The 20418-nt window shown below is 62.8% G+C and carries 17 protein-coding genes; 10 read left to right on the forward strand and 7 right to left on the reverse strand.

The genetic code is table 11. The features are described from left to right. The first annotated feature begins 109 nt into the window (after positions 1–109). The 3 genes from recA (at position 110) to G3A50_RS18645 (ending at position 5358) form a co-directional block, all read left to right on the forward strand. Complete coding sequence (gene recA, locus G3A50_RS18635; protein WP_163076638.1) at positions 110–1201, forward strand: recombinase RecA; 1092 nt, start codon at positions 110–112, stop codon at positions 1199–1201. Positions 1202–1418: 217 nt separating this feature from the next. Beyond that, positions 1419–4070 (forward strand): alanine--tRNA ligase, encoded by a 2652-nt coding sequence (gene alaS / locus G3A50_RS18640; RefSeq protein ID WP_163076639.1) that lies wholly within the window; start codon positions 1419–1421, stop codon positions 4068–4070. 34 nt (positions 4071–4104) lie between these two features. Further along, on the forward strand, positions 4105–5358 hold the full coding sequence (locus G3A50_RS18645) for a cyclic nucleotide-gated ion channel (RefSeq protein WP_163076640.1): 1254 nt from the start codon (positions 4105–4107) through the stop codon (positions 5356–5358). Positions 5359–5395: 37 nt separating this feature from the next. On the opposite strand, the gene G3A50_RS18650 is transcribed toward G3A50_RS18645, so the two are convergent. Then, positions 5396–6607, reverse strand: coding sequence for an NADP-dependent isocitrate dehydrogenase (locus tag G3A50_RS18650; protein WP_163076641.1), 1212 nt, complete (start codon positions 6605–6607; stop codon positions 5396–5398). 250 nt (positions 6608–6857) lie between these two features. Between G3A50_RS18650 and G3A50_RS18655 the strand changes: the two genes are divergently transcribed. From G3A50_RS18655 to rpsD, 4 genes are all read left to right on the forward strand, one after another. Continuing rightward, complete coding sequence (locus tag G3A50_RS18655; RefSeq protein WP_163076642.1) at positions 6858–7697, forward strand: RNA methyltransferase; 840 nt, start codon at positions 6858–6860, stop codon at positions 7695–7697. Between the two features lie 179 nt (positions 7698–7876). Continuing rightward, the gene (murI, locus tag G3A50_RS18660; protein WP_246251871.1) at positions 7877–8725 is read left to right on the forward strand and encodes a glutamate racemase; all 849 of its coding nucleotides are present in this window, start codon (positions 7877–7879) and stop codon (positions 8723–8725) included. Positions 8726–8834: 109 nt separating this feature from the next. Further along, a complete protein-coding gene (locus tag G3A50_RS18665) occupies positions 8835–10073 on the forward strand; it encodes a lytic murein transglycosylase (RefSeq protein ID WP_210255171.1) in 1239 nt (412 codons plus the stop codon). A gap of 324 nt (positions 10074–10397) precedes the next feature. Further along, the gene (gene rpsD / locus G3A50_RS18670) at positions 10398–11015 is read left to right on the forward strand and encodes a 30S ribosomal protein S4 (RefSeq protein WP_163076645.1); all 618 of its coding nucleotides are present in this window, start codon (positions 10398–10400) and stop codon (positions 11013–11015) included. Positions 11016–11311: 296 nt separating this feature from the next. Here rpsD and grxD read toward each other — a convergent pair whose 3' ends face one another. From grxD to purC, 6 genes are all read right to left on the reverse strand, one after another. Next, positions 11312–11650, reverse strand: a complete 339-nt coding sequence (gene grxD / locus G3A50_RS18675; RefSeq protein ID WP_163076646.1) for a Grx4 family monothiol glutaredoxin — start codon at positions 11648–11650, stop codon at positions 11312–11314. Positions 11651–11795: 145 nt separating this feature from the next. Next, positions 11796–12032, reverse strand: a complete 237-nt coding sequence (locus G3A50_RS18680; RefSeq protein WP_163076647.1) for a BolA family protein — start codon at positions 12030–12032, stop codon at positions 11796–11798. 13 nt (positions 12033–12045) lie between these two features. After that, entirely contained in the window at positions 12046–14259 is a 2214-nt protein-coding gene (purL, locus tag G3A50_RS18685; RefSeq protein WP_163076648.1) for a phosphoribosylformylglycinamidine synthase subunit PurL, read from the reverse strand. Between the two features lie 50 nt (positions 14260–14309). Continuing rightward, positions 14310–15008, reverse strand: a complete 699-nt coding sequence (gene purQ, locus G3A50_RS18690) for a phosphoribosylformylglycinamidine synthase subunit PurQ (RefSeq protein ID WP_163076649.1) — start codon at positions 15006–15008, stop codon at positions 14310–14312. A 10-nt stretch (positions 15009–15018) separates the two neighbouring features. Beyond that, positions 15019–15261 carry a phosphoribosylformylglycinamidine synthase subunit PurS gene (gene purS / locus G3A50_RS18695; RefSeq protein WP_163076650.1) on the reverse strand — a complete coding sequence of 81 codons (243 nt, stop codon included), beginning with the start codon at positions 15259–15261 and terminating at the stop codon, positions 15019–15021. 152 nt (positions 15262–15413) lie between these two features. Further along, the gene (gene purC / locus G3A50_RS18700; protein WP_163076651.1) at positions 15414–16223 is read right to left on the reverse strand and encodes a phosphoribosylaminoimidazolesuccinocarboxamide synthase; all 810 of its coding nucleotides are present in this window, start codon (positions 16221–16223) and stop codon (positions 15414–15416) included. Positions 16224–16525: 302 nt separating this feature from the next. Here purC and G3A50_RS18705 point away from each other — a divergent pair, with 302 nt between their 5' ends. The 3 genes from G3A50_RS18705 (at position 16526) to G3A50_RS23020 (ending at position 20414) form a co-directional block, all read left to right on the forward strand. After that, entirely contained in the window at positions 16526–16849 is a 324-nt protein-coding gene (locus G3A50_RS18705; protein WP_163076652.1) for a DUF1476 domain-containing protein, read from the forward strand. 161 nt (positions 16850–17010) lie between these two features. Then, positions 17011–19563: an SH3 domain-containing protein gene (locus G3A50_RS18710; RefSeq protein ID WP_163076653.1), complete on the forward strand. Its 2553-nt coding sequence runs from the start codon at positions 17011–17013 to the stop codon at positions 19561–19563. Positions 19564–19703: 140 nt separating this feature from the next. Then, positions 19704–20414, forward strand: a complete 711-nt coding sequence (locus tag G3A50_RS23020) for an SH3 domain-containing protein (protein ID WP_163076654.1) — start codon at positions 19704–19706, stop codon at positions 20412–20414. The last annotated feature ends 4 nt before the right edge of the window (positions 20415–20418 follow it).

Genomic DNA, 20418 nt, shown 5'->3' on the forward strand with positions numbered 1-20418 from the left:
GCGAAGACATACATGGAACATATTGCGAACATCGAACAAAACAGGTACATATTCGCCAAATGCCGACGAACCTATCTCCCACCCCTTGCGCGCGAACCGGAGCCCGGCAATGACTCAATCGACTTTGCGACTCGTCGAAGGATCTTCCATGGACAAGGCCAAGGCGCTCGACGCCGCGCTTACCCAGATTGAGCGCCATTTCGGCAAGGGCTCCATCATGCGGCTCGGTAAGAACGATCGCATAATGGAGATAGAAACCGTATCGACCGGTTCGATCGGGCTGGATATTGCGCTCGGCATCGGCGGGTTGCCGCGCGGGCGTGTCGTCGAGATCTTCGGCCCGGAATCTTCCGGCAAGACCACGCTTGCGCTGCACACCATCGCCGAAGCGCAGAAGAAGGGTGGGGTTTGCGCCTTCATCGACGCCGAGCACGCGCTGGACCCGATCTATGCCCGCAAGCTGGGTGTCGATCTGGACAACCTTCTGATTTCGCAGCCCGATGCCGGTGAGCAGGCTCTCGAGATTGCGGATACGCTGGTGCGTTCGGGTGCCGTCGATGTGCTGGTGGTGGATTCGGTGGCTGCGCTGACCCCGCGCGCCGAACTTGATGGCGAGATGGGCGACAGTCAGCCCGGCATGCAGGCGCGGCTGATGAGCCAGGCTTTGCGCAAGCTCACCGCCTCGATCAACCGTTCCCATACGATGGTGATATTCATCAACCAGATCCGCATGAAGATCGGTGTGATGTATGGCAGTCCTGAGACGACGACGGGTGGCAATGCGTTGAAGTTCTACGCCTCTGTGCGTCTTGATATTCGCCGTATCGGAGCGATCAAGGATCGCGACGAGGTGGTCGGCAACCAGACGCGCGTCAAGGTGGTGAAGAACAAGCTGGCGCCGCCCTTCAAGCAGGTCGAATTCGACATCATGTATGGCGAAGGCGTTTCGAAGATGGGTGAACTGATCGATCTCGGCATCAAGGCCGGGGTGGTCGAAAAATCGGGCGCCTGGTTCTCGCATGACAGTCAGCGGCTCGGTCAGGGGCGTGAGAACGCGAAGTCGTTCCTGCGCCAGCATCCGGATGTCGCCGGGCGTATCGAGGCTACGATCCGGCAGAATGCCGGCCTGATCGCGGAGCAGATTCTTGCTGGCGAGAAGGAAGAAGATGACGACGCTGGGGATGGCGACGGCGAGGCGTGACCCGTTCTGGCGCGCGCCTTGTTTTGTCGTGATTTTTCCACGCCTGCCCGGCGCAGCGTGGCTTGTGCATTCGCGGTAATCCGTCGTCATTGAGCAGCGGCCATGTGCCTTTCTGGACAAGGTCTTGGCTCGTCGTTAGAACCTTCCACTCGCGCCCAGCGGCGCGAGCCGGCGTCCTTTCGGTGCCGGTTGTGTAGATTGCGACGGACCGGATTCAATGAGCGGTGTTAACGAGATACGTTCGACCTTCCTCGACTATTTCGCGAAGAACGGTCATCAAGTGGTCGAGTCATCGCCGCTCGTGCCGCGCAACGATCCGACATTGATGTTCACCAATGCCGGGATGGTTCAGTTCAAGAACGTCTTCACGGGTATTGAGAAGCGGCCTTATTCACGCGCGGCAACGTCCCAGAAGTGCGTGCGAGCGGGTGGCAAGCACAATGATCTCGACAATGTTGGCTACACGGCCCGTCATCATACATTTTTCGAGATGCTCGGAAATTTCTCCTTTGGCGATTATTTCAAGGAGAATGCAATCGAGTTTGCTTGGAATCTGATCACGCGCGAGTTCGAGCTTCCGGTCGAGAAGCTTCTCGTTACGGTCTATTCCGAGGATGATGAGGCTTTTTCGCTGTGGAAGCGCATTGCGGGCCTGTCGGATTCGAAGATTATTCGTATCCCGACGTCGGATAATTTTTGGCAAATGGGAGATACGGGCCCGTGCGGTCCGTGTTCTGAGATATTTTATGATCATGGCTCGCATATTGCTGGCGGACCTCCAGGCTCGCCTGATGCGGATGGCGACCGGTTCATCGAAATCTGGAATCTCGTTTTCATGCAGTTCGAGCAACTGCCGGGCGGCGAGAGGGTAAATCTTCCGAGGCCTTCGATCGATACCGGCATGGGCTTGGAGCGCATCTCAGCTGTGCTTCAAGGCACGCATGACAATTATGAGATCGACCTCATGCGCGCGCTCACTGGCGCGGTTGAGGAGATGACCAATATTCCTGCCGATGGTCCGCAGAAGGCGAGCCATCGCGTCATTGCCGATCATCTGCGTGCCGCTACATTCCTGGTTGCGGACGGCGTGCTTCCCTCGAATGAGGGGCGCGGCTATGTGCTGCGTCGCATCATGCGCCGTGCCATGCGCCATGCACAGCTGCTGGGTGCTCAGGACCCGCTGATGCATCGTCTCGTTTCGGTTCTCGTTCGCGAAATGGGCAGAGCCTATCCCGAGATTGTTCGGGCTGAATCTCTGGTCACGGAAACGCTTCGGCTTGAGGAAACACGTTTCCGCAAGACGCTCGAGCGCGGATTGTCGATTTTGGAGACGGAGAGCCAGGGGCTCGGGTTCGGCGCGAAGTTTTCCGGCGAAACGGCGTTTAAGCTCTACGACACCTATGGTTTTCCGCTCGACCTCACTGAAGACGCGCTGCGTGCGCGTGGCGTCAGCGTGGATGTTGCCGCCTTTGACACAGCGATGGAGCGCCAGAAGGCAGAGGCGCGCGCCTCCTGGTCTGGGTCCGGCGAAGCCACGACCGATACCGTGTGGTTCGCGGTGCGCGAGGAGGTCGGTTCGACCGAATTCCTTGGATACGAGACGGAAGTTGCTGAAGGTGCGGTAACGGCGCTCGTTTCGCAGGGCCGTCAGGTCAAGGAAATCTCCGCGGGTGCGCAGGGCGGCGTTGTGCTCAATCAGACGCCGTTCTATGCGGAGTCTGGTGGCCAGGTTGGCGATACCGGCCAGATGATCGGAGAGGACGGTCTGGTTGTTCGCGTGCTGGGCACGCAGAAGAAGCTGGGTGACGTTTTCGTTCACGACGTCGAGGTCACTGCGGGCACTCTCACCGTTGGTACAGCTGTTGCCCTTTCAGTCGATGGTGATCGGCGCCGTGCCATCCGAGCCAACCACTCCGCGACGCATTTGCTGCATGAGGCGCTGCGCCGTGTGCTGGGAGACCATGTGGCGCAGAAGGGATCGCTCGTCGCGCCGGATCGCCTGCGTTTCGATTTCAGCCATCCGAAGCCGGTTGATGAGGCCGAATTGGCAAAGGTGGAGGACGTGGCCAACCGCATCGTGCTCCGTAATGAGCCGGTGGTGACACGTTTGATGGCGGTCGACGACGCCATAGAGTCCGGTGCAAGGGCGTTGTTTGGCGAGAAATATGGCGATGAAGTTCGCGTCGTCTCCATGGGTACGGATCCGGGAGATGGAACGGCTTACTCAATCGAGCTTTGCGGCGGCACGCATGTGTCGCGCACCGGAGATATCGGGATTATCAGCGTCGTCGCGGAAGGCGCGGTTGGCTCAGGTGTGCGGCGCATCGAGGCGATTTCCGGTGACGCCGCCCGTCACCACCTCAACGGGGAGAGCCGTGCACTGCGTAGCGCTGCCGCCTTGCTCAAGGCTCCACTTGGTGAAGTGGAGGCGCGTGTCGCTCAGCTTGTCGATGAGCGCCGCAAGCTTGAGCGTGAGCTCGGCGAGGCCCGCCGCAAACTTGCCATGGGTGGCGGTGATGCCGTTGGCGAGGAGGCACGGACGGTCGGTTCGGTGAAGCTGTTGGCGCGGCAGGTTTCGGGCATCGATCTGAAGGATCTGAAGAGCCTGGTCGACGAGGGCAAGAAGCGGCTCGGGTCCGGCGTGGTGGCGATCATCGGTGTGACAGATGAAGGTCGCGCAGGGATCGTGGTCGGCGTGACCAGCGACCTGACGGGTACCTATGACGCGGTTGCCCTGGTGCGCCGGGGGGCCGAGGCTTTGGGCGGCAAGGGTGGCGGTGGCCGTCCGGACATGGCTCAGGCCGGTGGGCCTGACGGTGGTCGTGCAGCGGAGGCCCTGGCCGCTATTGAGAGTGCGCTGGCGGGCTGACGTCCGCCGGAATGGGCCTGAGGGAGTGACGGGCATGAACGCCGGCGAACGCGAAGCGGGCTGGCTTTCTGCATCCTGGCGCCGTCGCCGTCGCCGGCGCGCCTATGAGGTGCTTGAACGTGATTCCGCAAAGGATCGGTTCGCTGAGAGGGTCAATCTCGGCTTAATCGCACTTATCCTGCTTAACGTGCTGTCGGCTGTGCTGGAGACGGAGCGGAGCTTGATGCTTCGCGATGCGGTGCTGCTTCGTGCGTTTGAACTGTTCTCTCTTGCCGTCTTCGCCATCGAGTACGTGATGCGTGTCTGGGTCGCGCCGGAGAATCCGCGGTACCGTGGACTCTCGGATCGTCAGGCACGTTTGGTCTATATCCGCACGCCGGCGGCGATCATCGATCTGATCGCGTGGCTGCCTTTCGTGCTCACGATGTTCTTTGGCATTAATCTTCGTACGTTAGCGATCCTGCGGCTTCTCAGATTCGTGAAGCTTGCGCGGTATTCACCCGGAATGCAGTCGTTGTTCGAGGTGCTGCATAGCGAACGGCAGTCTTTGACCGCCTGCTTCTGGTTGCTGGCCGCGTCCGTGTTGATTTCTGCGTCCGCGATGTATGTCGCCGAGGGTGCCGTTCAACCAGACCGTTTGGGTTCGATACCTGCCGCCATGTGGTGGGCCATGGCGACGGTGACGACGGTCGGCTATGGCGACGTCTATCCGGTCACAATTCCTGGTCGCATCGTGGCCGCGTTCACGATGGTCACCGGTATCATCATGATCGCGCTACCGGTCGGCATCATCGCGACGGCCTTCGTCGATGTGATCAAGCGGCGCGACTTTGTCGTCACCTGGGGCATGGTCGCGCGTGTGCCGTTGTTCGCCGATCTTGATGCCAAGGGTATCGGCGAGATCCACAAAGTGCTTTCAGCGCATACGGCCAAGCCGGGAGAGCTGATCGTTCGGCGCGGGGATGATGCGACGTCGATGTATTTCATCGCGTCTGGAGAGGTCGCCCTGGAACTCGCGACGGAAACAGTTGTGTTGTCGGATGGCCAGTTCTTCGGCGAGATGGCGTTGCTGCAGCATGCCAAACGGGCCGCAACGGCGCGTGCACGCACGCGCACCATGCTCCTGATGCTTGCTTCAAGGGATCTTGAGGACGTCATCAGTCGCCATCCGGAGATTGGCGAACGCATTCAGGCGATGATCGCGGCCGAGGAAGGGCCGCGCGCGGTCCGGCGAAAGAGCGATATCGCGGTGCATGAACTTGAGACGAAGGACGCGGCGGACGAGTGATCGCCCGCCGCGTGTGTTCCGGTCGAGGCCGTTGAGCTCAGGCGAGCGCCTTCTGCAGATTCTCGGAGATCTTGTCGAGGAATCCGGTGGTCGAGAGCCACTTCTGGTCAGCGCCGACGAGCAGGGCAAGATCCTTGGTCATGTAGCCGCTCTCGACCGTGTCGACACAGACCTTCTCAAGCGTCTTGGCGAATTCGGCCAGTTCCGTGTTGCTGTCGAGCTTGGCGCGATGGGCGAGGCCACGGGTCCAGGCGAAGATCGATGCGATGGAGTTGGTCGAGGTCTCCTTGCCCTTCTGATGTTCGCGATAATGGCGCGTCACCGTGCCATGCGCGGCTTCGGCTTCGACGACTTTGCCATCCGGCGTCATCAGAACCGAGGTCATGAGCCCGAGCGATCCGAAGCCCTGCGCGACGATGTCGGACTGCACGTCGCCATCATAGTTCTTGCAGGCCCACACATAGCCGCCGGACCACTTCAACGCCGAAGCGACCATGTCGTCGATCAGGCGATGCTCGTACCAGATCTTGTTCTTTTCGAATTCGGCCTTGAACTCGGTCTCGTAGATTTCCTGGAAAATCTGGCGGAAGCGGCCATCGTACTGCTTGAGAATGGTGTCCTTTGTGGACAGGTACACCGGGTACTTTCGCATGAGGCCGTAGTTCAACGAGGCGCGGGCGAACTCGACGATGGATTCGTCGACGTTGTACATCGACATCGCAACGCCGGAGCTCTTGAAGTCGTAGACCTCGTGCTCGATCGTGTCGCCGTTCTCGCCGACGAACTTGATGGTCAGCTTGCCCGGGCCGGGAACGGTGAAGTCGGTCGCGCGATACTGATCGCCGAACGCATGACGGCCGACGATGATCGGCTGGGTCCAGCCGGGAACAAGGCGGGGCACGTTCTTGCAGATGATCGGCTCGCGGAAGATCACGCCGCCGAGAATGTTGCGGATGGTGCCGTTGGGCGAACGCCACATCTTCTTGAGGTTGAATTCGGTCATGCGGCCGGCATCAGGGGTGATGGTGGCGCATTTCACGCCCACGCCAACCCGCTTGATGGCCTCGGCGGCATCGATAGTGATCTGGTCATCGGTGGCATCCCGGCTCTCGACGCCGAGATCATAATATTCCAGATCGATATCGAGATAGGGATGGATCAGCTTGTCCTTGATGTACTGCCAGATGATCCGCGTCATCTCATCGCCATCGAGTTCGACGACGGGATTCGCCACCTTGATCTTCGCCATGAATAGCCACCTCGCACGGAAATCGTTGTCGGAGGGTCGGCGTCGTGTCCGCGCGGCAGACGCCGGGTGCGCGGGTGATAGCGCGCCACGGACGCGAGGGAAAGCACGAGGCGGGCCAATTTTCGACCAATAGGGCGATCGGCGTGATTTATTGCGCCTGTCCAATCGCGCAGAGGACTGTGGCTTCGCTTTCGGCGGCGCGCCCACTATATCAGCGGACTTTCGACGACAGAGGCAGGAGGAGGGGACAATGCCCGGCGCGGGGACGGACAGCACCAAGCCATGGCACGAAGGTGGGCCCGTGGTGATTCTGGTTGAGCCGCAGCTCGGCGAGAACATCGGTTCAGCGGTGCGGGCGATGGGAAATTTCGGTCTCTCGCAGCTTCGTATCGTCAATCCGCGGGAGGGGTGGCCCAACCCCAAGGCAGTGACCTTTGCCTCCGGTGCCGACCGCATTCTGGAAGAGGCGCAGATTTTCCCCGATCTGCGTTCGGCCATCGCCGACCTGAACTTCCTCGCCGCCGCGACCGCCCGCGAGCGCGGAATGCAGAAGACGGTGATTGGGGCCGACACCATGGCCACCGAGGCTGCCGAACGAATCTCCGCTGGCGAGAAGGTCGGTCTTCTGTTCGGGCGTGAACGCACGGGGCTCTATACGGAGGAGGTTTCGCTTGCCGATGTCATCCTCACCCTGCCGGTCAATCCTGCCTTCGCCTCGCTCAATCTGGGCATGGCGGTTGCCGTGGTGAGCTACGAGTGGTTCAAGCTCGTCTCCGCAGGTGCGCTACCGTTCCAGCAGCCGGATCGCTATGTCCTCGCCGACAAGGGCGATCTCCTCGCGTTCTTTGACCATGTCGAGCGTGAACTGGATGCGGCGCTGTTCTTTCGGTCGAAGGAAAAGCAGCCGGTGACAACGCGCAATATCCGCAACATTTTCCACCGGGTGGGGCTGACCCGCCAGGATGTGGCGACGCTGCATGGCATGGTGGCAGCCCTCGTCGAAGGGCGTGAAAAGCGCGTGGCCCGCACCGCTGCGCGGCTCGGCACGGGGGCCGAGGCGGGCGCGAGGGGCGAAGACGACGGGGGCTGACCCGCCTCGGCGTGTCAGTAGCCGAGGACTGAAAGATTCCGTTCACCAGAATGCGTCACAATGCTGCCGGGGATGGAGGACATCAGATGCGTATCGAGGCTTCACCCGTTTTCGGCCCAGGCCCAGGCCCGCGCGGCGTCTCGCTCTCTTCTTCAGGGCCTTCTCAGGTTTCCGCGCTCGTGTCTTCGGCGACGACCCATCCTCCCGCACCGGCACTGCGAGCGCCCACGATACTGGTATTCGATTCCGGTCTCGGTGGACTGTCGGTTTTCCGCGAGCTGGCACGCACGCGACCGGATGCGCGCTTCGTCTATGCCGCCGACGATGCGGGCTTTCCCTATGGGGGACGTGACGCCGCCGATCTTGTCGCCCGTGTGCTCGCGGTGATGGAGGCGTTGATGGCGCGCGTGGCACCCGACGCCGTGGTTATCGCCTGCAATACCGCTTCAACGCTCGTTCTGCCTGCACTGAGAGCGCGCTACTCGATTCCCTTTGTCGGAACGGTTCCCGCCATCAAGCCGGCCTGCGAAGCCTCGCTGTCGCGTCGTGTGAGCGTGCTGGCAACACCTGGCACAGTGCATCGCGACTACACGCAGGCGCTTATCCGGGACTTTGCCGGTGGCTGTTCTGTCAATCTGGTAGGCGCCCCGCGTCTTGCCGCTCTGGCCGAGGCAGCGATGCGGGGTGATGCTGTGGCCGATGAAGAGATCGCCGCTGAAATCGCGCCGGCTTTTCTGCGTGAAGGCAAGGCGCGTACGGATACGATTGTGCTGGCCTGCACGCACTATCCGCTCATCCTCAGCCGATTGGAAAAGCTCGCGCCCTGGCCGGTTCGCTGGATCGATCCAGCGGCGGCGATCGCGCGCCGTCTCAGTTCCCTGATCGGCCCGGTGGCATTCGCGTCGAGCCCTCTCCCGCTTCGACTGTTCTCTACGGGCGCTGTGCTGGATGCGACTCTGGTCGAGCGTATCGTGGGCCGCTCAGCGCGTCCGGGCGAGGTGGTTCCGGGCTCCGCGGCGATGGCGTGAGACGAGCGCGGCAACAACGCCTTGCCGCCGACACGATCCGCCCCCAGCATGACGAAACGGCAGGTTTGTCCAAGGGAGTCGTTTCGTGAGCGGTGACTGCGAAAATGGCGTGAGTCGCGCTGCGCGAGCCGCATTGTCGCGTCGCGATCTTCTCCTCGCCGGCGGGGTGACCGTGCTGCTCGGCGGCCGAGCTCAGGCGCAATCGTCCAAGCAGCCCTTTCATGTCTGGGTGGCCGAGTTCCGCGCCAAGGCGCGTGCGCGGGGCATTAGCGATCAGGTCTATGACCATGTGACGAGCGGGCTGCAGCCCGATCTCTCCGTCTATGCCAAGGATGGAGCGCAGCCGGAATTCCGAGAGCAGCTTTGGCAGTATCTGAACAGGCGCATCTCGGAATGGCGGCTGATAACCGGAGCCGCCGCGGCGAAGGACAATGCGAAGCTCCTGAAGCAGCTCCACGCCGACTATGGTGTCGAGCCGGATGTTCTGCTCGGGCTCTGGGGCATGGAGAGCGCGTTCGGCGAACTGGTACGCGATCCCGACCACATGCACCCGGTTTTTCCTTCCCTTGCTGCGCTGGCCTGGGGCGAGCCGCGCCGGCGGCGCTACTGGGAAACCGAGTATCTCAACGCCCTGGCAATTGTTCAGCGCGGGTGGGGAAGACCGGACGACATGCTTGGCTCCTGGGCCGGCGCGATGGGGCATACCCAGTGGATGCCTGAGGTGTGGCTGAATCTCGGTGTCGCCTATGACGGCAAGGGGTATCCCTCGCCCTATTCCGTCGCGGATGCGCTGGCGGGCAGTTCTCGCTACCTGATCAAGCGCGGCAAGTATCAGCGTGGCCTGCCGTGGGGTATCGAGGTCACGATGGCGGGCGTGCCGTCGAAGTATGCGGACGCGAAGACGTGGCGTACGGTCGAGGACTGGGCGAAGCTGGGTATCAAACCAGCGGCTGGCGGCCGGTTCGCCTTTACCAAGGCTCGCACACGGCTGTGGGCGCCGGTAGGTGACGAGGGGCCGTGCTTTCTGCTGACGCAGAACTTCTATGCGGTGCGCAGCTACAACCCGTCCATGAACTACGCGCTTGCGGTTTGCTATCTCGGGGATCGGGTGCTTGGTGGCGAGCCCTTCATCACGCCCTTCCCGGGCGGTGAACGAGCGCTCACCCTCGCTGAGATCCAGGAGGTCCAGCGCCGCCTGACACAGATCGGGCTGGACACGGGCGGCGTCGACGGGCGCGTCGGCAACATGACGATGAAGGCCGTTGCCAGCTTCCAGCGCCGCATGGGTGTCAATCCCGACGGCTACGCCGGCCTCGACATGCTGGCCGCGCTCCGGAAGGGGCAGTGACGCTTTTTGTCGGCCAGCCGCGTCGGGGCAGTGGTGACAAAATACCTTCATTGGCGGCCGCGAAGGCGATAACTAACGAGCCCGCTCGTCTGCCGGACGGCATATTTGTCCCCCAGGGCGATGGCGCCGTTCGCTCGGATGGCAATCCATTGACTCGAGGCGGTTTCGCGACTAGAAGGCGGCCACCTTGCGGGCCAGATCGGCCCGCTTGGCGTTTCACGCACCCGTGGATCCGTCCGGCGCGTTCGGAAGGTCCTGTCAGCCCGAGAGGGCAGAGGAGGGGGCGCGATCCAACCCGCAACGTTATGCGAAGAGGACCAGCGCATGAGCAAGCGCGTTTCGGCCAAGCACAAGCTTGACCGCCGTATGGGCGAGAATATCTGGGGTCGTTCCAAGAGCCCCATCAATAAGCGTGAATACGGCCCCGGCCAGCATGGCCAGCGCCGCAAGGGCAAGCTCTCCGACTTCGGCGTGCAGCTGCGCGCCAAGCAGAAGCTGAAGGGCTATTACGGCTCGATCGGCGAAAAGCAGTTCTATGCCGTTTATGTCGAGGCTTCGCGTCTCAAGGGCGATACCGGCGCCAACCTGATTGGCCTGCTGGAGCGTCGCCTTGACGCCGTCATCTATCGCGCCAAGTTCGTTCCCACCGTGTTCGCTGCTCGCCAGTTCGTGAGCCACGGCCACATCAAGGTGAACGGTCGTCGCGTCAACGTCCCGAGCTACAAGGTCAAGGTCGGTGACGTGATCGAGGTCAAGGAAGCCTCCAAGCAGCTTGCGCTGGTGATCGAGGCTAATGCCTCGGGCGAGCGTGATGTGCCGGATTACCTCGAGGTCGATCACTCCAAGATGACCGCGAAGTACACCCGCGTGCCCGAGCTGAACGAGGTGCCCTATCCGGTTGTGATGGAGCCGAACCTCGTGGTCGAGTTCTATTCACGCTGATCCTTCGTCGGATCGCCGAATACACGGAAGCCGCCCGAAAGGGCGGCTTTTTTGTTGTGCGCCAGGGCGATGAATCATTTTGCTGAAGTGCTACTTCAGCGTGACTCTCCCGTACGGCAGGCATGTCGTGTCGCCAGACCGAGAAGGTCTTAAGGCTTGGGCTCCCCCCGCTGCCGTCTCCTGCGACCCGTGGACTCGCCTCAGGTCTTCCCGCGCTCCCGGCGATCTTTCTGGATCACCTAAAGAAAAAGCCGCCCCGAGAGGCGGCTCTTCGTATTGTCGCTCGCGCGCATATCTCAGGCGCTGGCGCGGCCCATGACCGGAATGCCCTTCTCTTCGAGCAGGGTCTGAAGTTCGCCCGACTGGTACATCTCACGTACAATGTCGCAGCCTCCGACGAACTCGCCTTTCACGAAAATCTGGGGAATGGTCGGCCAGTTGGTGTAGGCCTTGATACCCTGACGCATCTCGTCGGAATCGAGGACGTTGATGCCCTTATAATCGGTGCCGAGCAGCGTGAAGATCTGCGCCACCTGGCCCGAGAAGCCGCACATGGGGAACTGGGGGGTTCCCTTCATGAAAACAACGACGTCGTTGCTTTTCACCTGGCTATCAATGAAATCCTGGATGCTCATCTAACGTTCACCCGTTGGCGGCCCAGGGCCGCATGGTCATGTACCAGAATAAAGTGATGGCACCGCCGCGCCATTCAACCCTTGAGCCCAATATAAACGAAGCCCCGTGCGCTGTCGCTTCCGGGCTCCTTCAAACATCTGCCAGTCAGGGCTTCGGCAGCTCGGTCTGCAGGGCGAGAGCGTGCAGTACGCCCCCCATGGGCTCACCAATAGCGGCATACACCATCTGATGCTGCTGCACGCGGGACTTGCCGCGAAAGCTCTCGCTCACCACCGTGGCGTGCCAATGGTTACCGTCGCCAGCCAGATCCCGCATCGTCACCTCGGAATCCGGCAGGCCCGCCTTGATCAGTGCAACGATTTCCGACGCTTCCATTGCCATGGTCAGGGCTCCCTCACATCATGCCCGCGCCCATATAGATGGGCAGCCAGGCTTCATTACGCTCGCGCAGCGCTTCCAGCACGATCGCCCGCTCGCCGGGAACGGCGATCTTGTCGCCGCCGGTAGTGCCGAGCTTGGCAAGGGCGATGCCGGCCGCCTCGGCGCGTTTGACGACGATCGACTTGGCGCCACCGGTCACGGTGAGCACATAGCGGGCCTGATCCTCGCCGAACCAGTAGGCGAAAGGATTCGTATCGGCAGGCGGAGACGCGAGTGTCACGCCGATTCCCGAAGCCATAGCCATCTCGGCTACTGCGACCAGCAGGCCGCCATCCGAGACGTCATGCACCGCCGTAACGAGACCTTCCTCGATGAGCGCGCGCACGAAATCGCCATTGCGCCTCTCATGGGCGAGGTCGACCGGCGGCGGCGCGCCTTCTTCGCTGTCCAGCACTTCGGCGAGAAAAGCGGACTGACCGAGCCAGCCCACGGTTTCGCCGACAAGCAGGACGGTCTCGCCATTTGCCTTGAAAGCGAGCGTGGCCATCTTGTCGATGTCGGCCAGCAGGCCGACGCCGCCAATGGTCGGCGTGGGCAGGATACCGCGGCCGTGGGTCTCGTTGTAGAGGCTGACATTGCCGGAGACGACAGGGAAGTCGAGCTCACGCGCGGCTTCCCCGATACCCCGCAGACAGCCCACAAGCTGACCCATGATCTCCGGCTTCTCGGGATTGCCGAAGTTCAGATTATCCGTGAGCGCGAGAGGCTTGGCGCCGACCGCGGTAATGTTGCGCCAGACCTCGGCCACCGCTTGCTTGCCACCCTCGAACGGGTCCGCCTCGCAGTAGCGCGGGGTAACGTCGCACGCCATGGCAAGGGCCTTCGGGCCGTCCCCGACGCGCACGACGGCAGAGTCACCACCCGGCCGCTGCACCGTGTTGTTGAGGATCAGGTGGTCGTACTGCTCCCAGATCCAGCGCTTGGACGCGAAGTCGGGCGAGCCCATGAGCCGCTCCAGAGAGCCGGCAACGCTGTCGGAAATCTCGAGCGAGGCGGGATCAATGCGCTGCTGCTTGGGCGTTTCGACCCAGGGGCGATCATAAAGCGGGGCTTCGTCGCCCAGTTCCTTGATCGGCAGGTCGGCCTTAACCTCACCCTTATGCTTCACGATGAAGCGCAGGTCGTCCGTGGTGCGGCCGACAATCGCGAAGTCGAGGCCCCATTTCTTGAAGATCGCCTCGGCCTGCTCTTCCTTGCCAGGTGCGATGACCATGAGCATGCGCTCCTGGCTCTCGGAGAGCATCATTTCGTAGGCGCTCATACCCGCCTCGCGGCAGGGGATGGCGTCGAGGTCGAGCTCGATGCCGAGATCGCCCTTCGCGCCCATCTCCACCGCCGAGCAGGTAAGGCCGGCGGCGCCCATGTCCTGGATCGCGACGACGCAGCCCGCATCCATGATCTCGAGACACGCCTCGAGAAGCAGCTTCTCGGCGAAGGGGTCTCCGACCTGGACGGTCGGGCGCTTTTCTTCCGCGCCCTCACCGAACTCGGCTGAGGCCATGGTGGCGCCGTGGATGCCGTCGCGGCCTGTCTTGGAGCCGAGATAGACCACGGGCAGGCCGACGCCCGTCGCCGCTGCGTAAAAGATCTTGTCCGTATCGGCCAGGCCAACCGCCATGGCATTCACCAGGCAATTGCCGTCATAGCGCGTGTGGAAGCCCACCAGTCCGCCCACCGTCGGAACACCGAAGGAGTTGCCATAGCCGCCAATGCCCGCGACCACGCCGGCCACCAGATGGCGTGTGCGCGGGTGCTTCGGGTCGCCGAAGCGCAGGGCATTCAGCGCCGCTATGGGGCGCGCGCCCATGGTGAACACGTCGCGCAGAATACCGCCAACGCCCGTCCCAGCTCCCTGATAGGGCTCGATGTAGGACGGGTGATTGTGGCTCTCCATCTTGAAGACGGCCGCCTGTCCGTCCCCGATGTCGATCACGCCGGCATTTTCGCCCGGTCCCTGGATCACCCAGGGCGCCTTGGTGGGCAGGCCGCGCAGATGCAGGCGTGATGATTTGTAGGAGCAGTGCTCGTTCCACATTGCCGAGAAGATGCCGAGCTCGGTGAAACTCGGCTCCCGGCCGATGAGCTCCAGAATGCGCTGATACTCATCAGGCTTCAGGCCGTGTTCGGCGATGAGCTCGGGGGTGATTTTCGGTTCGGTGGCTGTCATGCGGAATCAGTCATTCTGTTGCGCGAGGTGAGGGCAGGGGGCTGCGGGTCTCACACCCGCTCCAGCGCATCCACCATGCTCTCGAACAGGCCGCATCCGTCGGTGGAACCGAGGAGAGGGTCGACATGGTTCTCAGGGTGCGGCATCAGCCCGAGCACATTCAGCTTGCTCGAAACAATGCCGGCGATCGAATTGGCAGCGCCATTCAGCACCTGCGTGTCGTCCCGCCTGCCGTTTGGCATGACATAGCGAAACACCACGCGGCCCTCGCCCTCAAGGCGTTTCAGGGTTTCAGCGTCGGCCGTGTAGTTGCCCTCGCCGTGAGCGACGGGATAGCGAACGATGGCGCCCTTGGCGTAGCGACTGGTGAAGGGGGTATCTGTGCGCTCGACCTTCAGCAGGGCTTCGCGGCAGATAAAGCGAAGACGGGCATTGCGCACGAGTACCCCCGGCAGCAGCCCGCTCTCGCACAGGATCTGAAAGCCGTTGCAGATGCCGAGCACCAGCCCGCCACGTTCGGCGTGGGCGCGCACCGAGTCCATGATGGCAGCGCGCGCGGCGATGGCGCCGCAGCGGAGATAGTCGCCATAGGAAAAACCGCCCGGCAGAACGACCAGGTCGGTACCGGCGGGAAGTTCGGTGTCGGCGTGCCAGACCACGGTCGGGGTGGCGCCGGCCACATGCTTCAGCGCGCGGGCAACGTCGCCTTCGCGATTTGAGCCGGGGAAGAGGATAACGGCGGCTTTCATCGGTGCGGCCTCATCCGACGAATTCGATGCGGTAGGTTTCAATCACCGTATTGGCGAGGAGCTTCTCGCAGGCCTCCTTCAGCGTCGCCTCAGCCTTAGCCTGGTCAGTGCCGTCGATCTCGATGTCGAAGACCTTGCCCTGGCGGACGCTGGCGATGCTCGGGACGCCAAGTGAGCGCAGCGCGCCCTCAATGGCCTTGCCCTGCGGATCGAGCACGGCGGATTTCAGGGTGACGAGTACGCGTGCCTTCATCAGACCACTCTTGACGACAATGGTTCAGGAACAAAGAAGCGGGGGCTTTCGTGCCCCCGCCTATCATCTGACCGCGAACGGCTCAATGCAGGAATGCGAATGGCTGCCGAGTGAACCGCGCATCGCAATGCGCGTTCCCGGCAGACCGATCATCATTCTTCCGGTTCGGATTTCACCAGGACCGGGCCATTGCCCTGGAGCCGCTCGTTCTCGGACATGATGCCGAGACGGCGCGCGACCTCGGAATAGGCCTCGACAAGGCCGCCCATGTCGCGCCGGAAACGATCCTTGTCGAGCTTGTCGTTCGACTTGATGTCCCACAACCGGCACGAATCCGGGCTGATCTCATCGGCCACGACAATGCGCATCATGTCGTTTTCCCACAGCCGGCCGCATTCCATCTTGAAGTCGACCAGACGGATGCCGACGCCAAGGAAGAGGCCGGAGAGGAAGTCGTTGACGCGAATCGCAAGCGCGATGATGTCATCGATTTCCTGGGTCGTGGCCCAGCCGAACGCCGTGATGTGCTCTTCCGACACCATCGGGTCATTGAGCTGGTCGTTCTTGTAATAGAACTCAATGATCGAGCGCGGGAGTTGCGTACCCTCCTCGATGCCGAGGCGTGTCGACAGCGAGCCGGCAGCAACGTTGCGCACGACCACTTCGAGAGGAATGATCTCCACCTCGCGGATGAGCTGCTCGCGCATGTTCAACCGTCGGATGAAGTGGGTGGGGACGCCAATCTCGTTCAGCTTCTGGAATACATATTCCGAGATGCGATTGTTGAGGACGCCCTTGCCATCGATGACGTCGTGCTTCTTGTTATTGAAAGCAGTGGCGTCATCTTTGAAGTGCTGAATCAGGGTGCCGGGCTCAGGACCTTCATACAGGACCTTCGCCTTACCTTCGTAAATGCGGCGGCGGCGGCTCATGGGGGGGTACCGTCGGTTGAGGAAGTCCATTGGTGTGCCGAGGCTCCGGTGTGTACGGCTTCACGGCGGGGGCGCCGGACTTTCTGCGCGACCCCTCGCGTCACGATTCGCGTCGCATAGGCACGGCACCCACGGTTCGACACTAGCCGATCGGGGGAGCGGATACAAACGCATCGACGAGCAGCATAGCTGTAGGCTTCGTTTTGCAACGGCTCGGGGAGGGTGAGCGTCACATTGACGTAGGGGCTCCGATGTCGCGTCGACGCCGTTGATTTGGGGGCAAGGGCGCGATAATCAACCCCGCAACTTTCGGAACACGGGGGCGGAGCCGCATGAGCACGTTCGATAAGCGCGAAGATGCGTTCGAAGCTAAGTTCGCCCACGACGAGACGCTGCGCTTTAAGGCGCAGGCGCGTCGTAACAAGGCACTCGGTATGTGGGCCGCCGAGAAGCTCGGGCTGACCGGCGCTGAGGCTGAGGCCTATGCGCTGACACTGGTCGAAGCCGACCTTCAGGAGGCTGGCGACGAGGATGTCTACCAGAAGGTCAGGAACGATTTCGACGCCAAGGGCGTAGAGGTTTCCGAGCACCGTATCCGCCGCACCATGGACGAACTGCTGTCCGAGGCCGTTCAGGCGCTCAAGGCCGAAGGCTGAGGCGGTTCAAACGTTTCTGGCGGCGAATCGCAGTGGCACGCATGAAGGTTGCAGGTTGGCAACCATCTTTTTGACATTTGATTGCGCAGGGAGGTGATTCCGGGCAAGCGTGAAGGTGGGCTGTTGCCGTCTGGGTAGGGCGACAGCATCAGGAGGACCCGATGCGGTTCACGACATCCTTCGCGCTGGCATCTGGGATCGTGTTGGCCGGCACATTGGCTGCGAGCGCGTGGCCGGCGACGACGCGCGCAAATTCGAATGTGCGTAGCGGCCCCAGCGGCGCGTCCAGTGTGCTGGGTACGCTCCCGGCTGGAGCGCCGGTTGAGGTTGTCTCCTGCAGGGCAAACTGGTGCCAGACCCAGTACGGCTATGTCAGCTCCAGCCTGCTGACGCAGGTCGCAGGGGTGGGGTCCTACATGGCTGCCCCCACCTATTCTTCCCAGCCTGGCGTTGTGCCGTCGGTCGTGCCCTATGTGGCGCCGGGGGTGACGCCCCAGCCTGGGATAACGGGCGATGCGGCGCATCCGGGTGATGACGCCACCATGTCCGGAACCCGGACCACGGTTGGCACCGCCAATGTACGCAACGGGCCCGGCACACAATACGAGATCATCAAGACCTTGCCGGACGCGACCTCGGTCGAGGTGAAGGGCTGTGCCGATTCATGGTGCCAGACCAATGAAGGCTATATCAGCCTGTATGTGCTCTCACGTGGCGCGGTGCGGCAGGTTTTGACGCCGCAGGCCCAACCGCGACTTCCCGGCACGCAGCCGCAGGGCATGGTGACGGGCTACAATCCGGCCCTTGTGACCGGGCGCGGCTATGCGCCCGGTGTCGTCGGAGCCGTTGCCGCGACCACGGCGACGACCGCGACGGTGAATGTGCGCTCGGGGCCCGGCGTTGGTTATGATGTTCTTGGCACGCTGCCGGCGGGTTCCCCGGTCAGCGTGGTCGGCTGTTCGGGCGCCTGGTGCCAGACCCAGTACGGCTATGTGAGCGCGCGCTATGTCGGCCAGGGCTATCAGGGCGCGGCCAGCGGCATGCTCGCGCGCCAGCCGATCTCCGCCGCGCCAGCGGCGACCTACGTGCCTCCCTCCTATCGCCAGCCTGTGACAGCGGTGCCGGTGGGTGTTCCTGCCTATTCTCCCCAGCCTGGCGTTGTGCCGTCGGTGGCGCCCTACGGGGCGCCGGGGATCGCACCCCAGCCTGGGATAGCGGGGGATGCGGCGCATCCGGGCGATGACGCCACCATGTCGGGAACCCGGACCACGGTTGGCACGGCCAATGTGCGCAACGGGCCCGGCACACAATACGAGATCATCAAGACCTTGCCGGACGCGACCTCGGTCGAGGTGAAGGGCTGTGCCGATTCATGGTGCCAGACCAATGAGGGCTATATCAGCCTGTATGTGCTCTCACGCGGCGCGGTGCGGCAGGTTCTGACGCCGCAGGCCCAACCGCGACTTCCCGGCACGCAGCCGCAGGGCATGGTGACGGGCTACGATCCGGCCCTTGTGACCGGGCGCGGCTATGCGCCCGGCGTCGTCGGTGCCGTTGCCGCGACCACGGCGACGACAGCGACGGTGAATGTGCGCTCGGGGCCTGGCGTTGGTTATGATGTTCTTGGCACGCTGCCGGCGGGTTCCCCGGTCAGCGTGGTCGGCTGCTCGGGCGCCTGGTGTCAGACCCAGTACGGCTATGTGAGCGCGCGCTATGTCGGCCAGGGCTATCAGGGCGCGGCCAGCGGCATGCTCGCGCGCCAGCCGATCTCCGCCGCGCCGGCGGCGGCGCAGGTTCCGAACTATGGTTCGGTAACTGCCGGGCGCGCCTATGCGCTTCCCTCCAGCTCTTTCCAAGCCAGTCTGCCTGCCCAGGGACCCGCCGGAGGTCGTTTGACGCAGATGCCCGCGGGCTACGCGGCTGTCACCGTTTCCAATGTGAATGTCAGGACGGGGCCGGGTACTGGCTATGATGTTATCGGCACCCTGCCGAGTGGCAGCAATGTCGACGTGCGCTCATGCAGTGGAAGCTGGTGCGAGACCGTCTACGGCTATGTCAGCGCTCCGCACCTTTCGACGAACGGCGGCGGCGCGACACGTGTGACTGTGCGTCCTTCGCGGGTTTCGTCGGGCGGCTATTCCAACGTGGCGTCTTCGGTTCCCGTCTATGCCGACACCGCAGATTACGGCTATGCGGCCCAGAACTACCCCCTCCAGAATTATCCAGGACAGTACTATCCGGGCGGAACCTACCCGGTCTATTCGGGCTCGCCGATCCTCGCCGCACTCGCCGCGCCGGTCGTCGGCGTGGTGGCTGCCGTCGACACCCTTGCAAGTGGCTTCGATGGCTGGTCCGGCGGTGCGCCAACCTATGGCTATGGCTACGGTTTCAACTATCGTTGGCGGGCGAGCTGGGGACCCGGTTATTGGGGCCCGGGGCTGAATGGAAGAAATCGTCCCTCATCCTGGGGCGCCCGGCCGAGCTATTGGGGCGGACGTCCCACCTACTGGAACATGCACCCTGGCTACGCCAACAACGCCCGGTTTGGCGACCGAAAGGGTAACACCTATTGGTCGGCGCGCGGCGGCGGGCGACTGCCGCAACGGCCGAGCTACTATTCAAGCCTTGGACCCAATTGGCAGGGGCCGTTTCGCGAAGGCCCGGGTTACCGCGGCAGACCGGTCGTGTGGCGCTCGCCCTCGCTTTCATACTGACGATGACGTGATCGTCCGGGTTGAGCGCATAGGTGGTGCAACCGATTGCCGATTCGGTGGTTGCATTCTCACATGACGTTCAACGCTGCCTTTAGGGCAGTGCACGCGGGCATGAGGCCCGGCGTCGTGAGGAGAGTGCCATGTTCGTGCGCAGCCGCATTTTACCCCGATCACTGGCGTTGGCCTTTGGCCTGCTCGTGTTCGGCACCGTCGCCGCGCTCGCGCGGCCAGCGATCGTTACAACCGATCTCAACGTGCGTAGCGGACCAGGCACGCGCTACAAGATCGTCGGTGCCCTGCGGGCTGGCCAGAGAGTGGATGTCGGACAATGCACCAGTGGCTGGTGCCGTGTTGGTCGTGGCTATGCGAGTTCCCGTTATCTCTCAACGGGCAGTTCCGGTGCCCAGATCATCGTACGGCCTGACTATTATGACGATGACGACTTCGGCTACACTTATGGGCCGGCGTTCGGACTGGGCTGGGGTGGCGGCTATTGGGGGCCATGGGGCAACTACGGCGGTCCGCCTCGCTATTACGGACGCAATTACTGGGGTCCCAATCCGTCACCGGGCTACAATCCCCGACACGGCGTGAGGCCGCCGCCGGGCTATAAGCCTCAGCACGGCTACAGGAAACCTCCGGGATATCGTCCCAATCCGGGGAACAGGCCCCGTCCGCCGCATGCGGGCGGCCGGCCGCCGGGTAATGGACCAAGGCCTGGCTACCGTCCGCCGAATCGGAGCGCACATGTGCCCACCAACGTGCCGCACGCTGCGCCGCGTGCGATGCGACCCGGTGGAGGCGGTGGCGGACGTCCGCCGGTGTACCGGCCGGGTATGTCCCGCCACTGAGGGG

Origin of the sequence: Ancylobacter pratisalsi, assembly GCF_010669125.1 — a bacterium.
Lineage (GTDB): Bacteria > Pseudomonadota > Alphaproteobacteria > Rhizobiales > Xanthobacteraceae > Ancylobacter > Ancylobacter pratisalsi.

Bases quoted from the DNA above. Each gene is read 5' to 3' on its own strand.
- purQ (WP_163076649.1), bottom strand. From the start codon at position 15,008: ATGAAAGCCGCCGTTATCCTCTTCCCCGGCTCAAATCGCGAAGGCGAC.
- grxD (WP_163076646.1), bottom strand. From the start codon at position 11,650: ATGAGCATCCAGGATTTCATTGATAGCCAGGTGAAAAGCAACGACGTC.
- G3A50_RS18710 (WP_163076653.1), top strand. From the start codon at position 17,011: ATGCGGTTCACGACATCCTTCGCGCTGGCATCTGGGATCGTGTTGGCC.
- G3A50_RS23020 (WP_163076654.1), top strand. From the start codon at position 19,704: ATGTTCGTGCGCAGCCGCATTTTACCCCGATCACTGGCGTTGGCCTTT.
- G3A50_RS18655 (WP_163076642.1), top strand. From the start codon at position 6,858: ATGCCCGGCGCGGGGACGGACAGCACCAAGCCATGGCACGAAGGTGGG.
- rpsD (WP_163076645.1), top strand. From the start codon at position 10,398: ATGAGCAAGCGCGTTTCGGCCAAGCACAAGCTTGACCGCCGTATGGGC.
- G3A50_RS18650 (WP_163076641.1), bottom strand. From the start codon at position 6,607: ATGGCGAAGATCAAGGTGGCGAATCCCGTCGTCGAACTCGATGGCGAT.
- purL (WP_163076648.1), bottom strand. From the start codon at position 14,259: ATGACAGCCACCGAACCGAAAATCACCCCCGAGCTCATCGCCGAACAC.
- recA (WP_163076638.1), top strand. From the start codon at position 110: ATGACTCAATCGACTTTGCGACTCGTCGAAGGATCTTCCATGGACAAG.
- G3A50_RS18705 (WP_163076652.1), top strand. From the start codon at position 16,526: ATGAGCACGTTCGATAAGCGCGAAGATGCGTTCGAAGCTAAGTTCGCC.
- G3A50_RS18680 (WP_163076647.1), bottom strand. From the start codon at position 12,032: ATGGCAATGGAAGCGTCGGAAATCGTTGCACTGATCAAGGCGGGCCTG.
- purS (WP_163076650.1), bottom strand. From the start codon at position 15,261: ATGAAGGCACGCGTACTCGTCACCCTGAAATCCGCCGTGCTCGATCCG.
- purC (WP_163076651.1), bottom strand. From the start codon at position 16,223: ATGGACTTCCTCAACCGACGGTACCCCCCCATGAGCCGCCGCCGCCGC.
- alaS (WP_163076639.1), top strand. From the start codon at position 1,419: ATGAGCGGTGTTAACGAGATACGTTCGACCTTCCTCGACTATTTCGCG.
- G3A50_RS18645 (WP_163076640.1), top strand. From the start codon at position 4,105: ATGAACGCCGGCGAACGCGAAGCGGGCTGGCTTTCTGCATCCTGGCGC.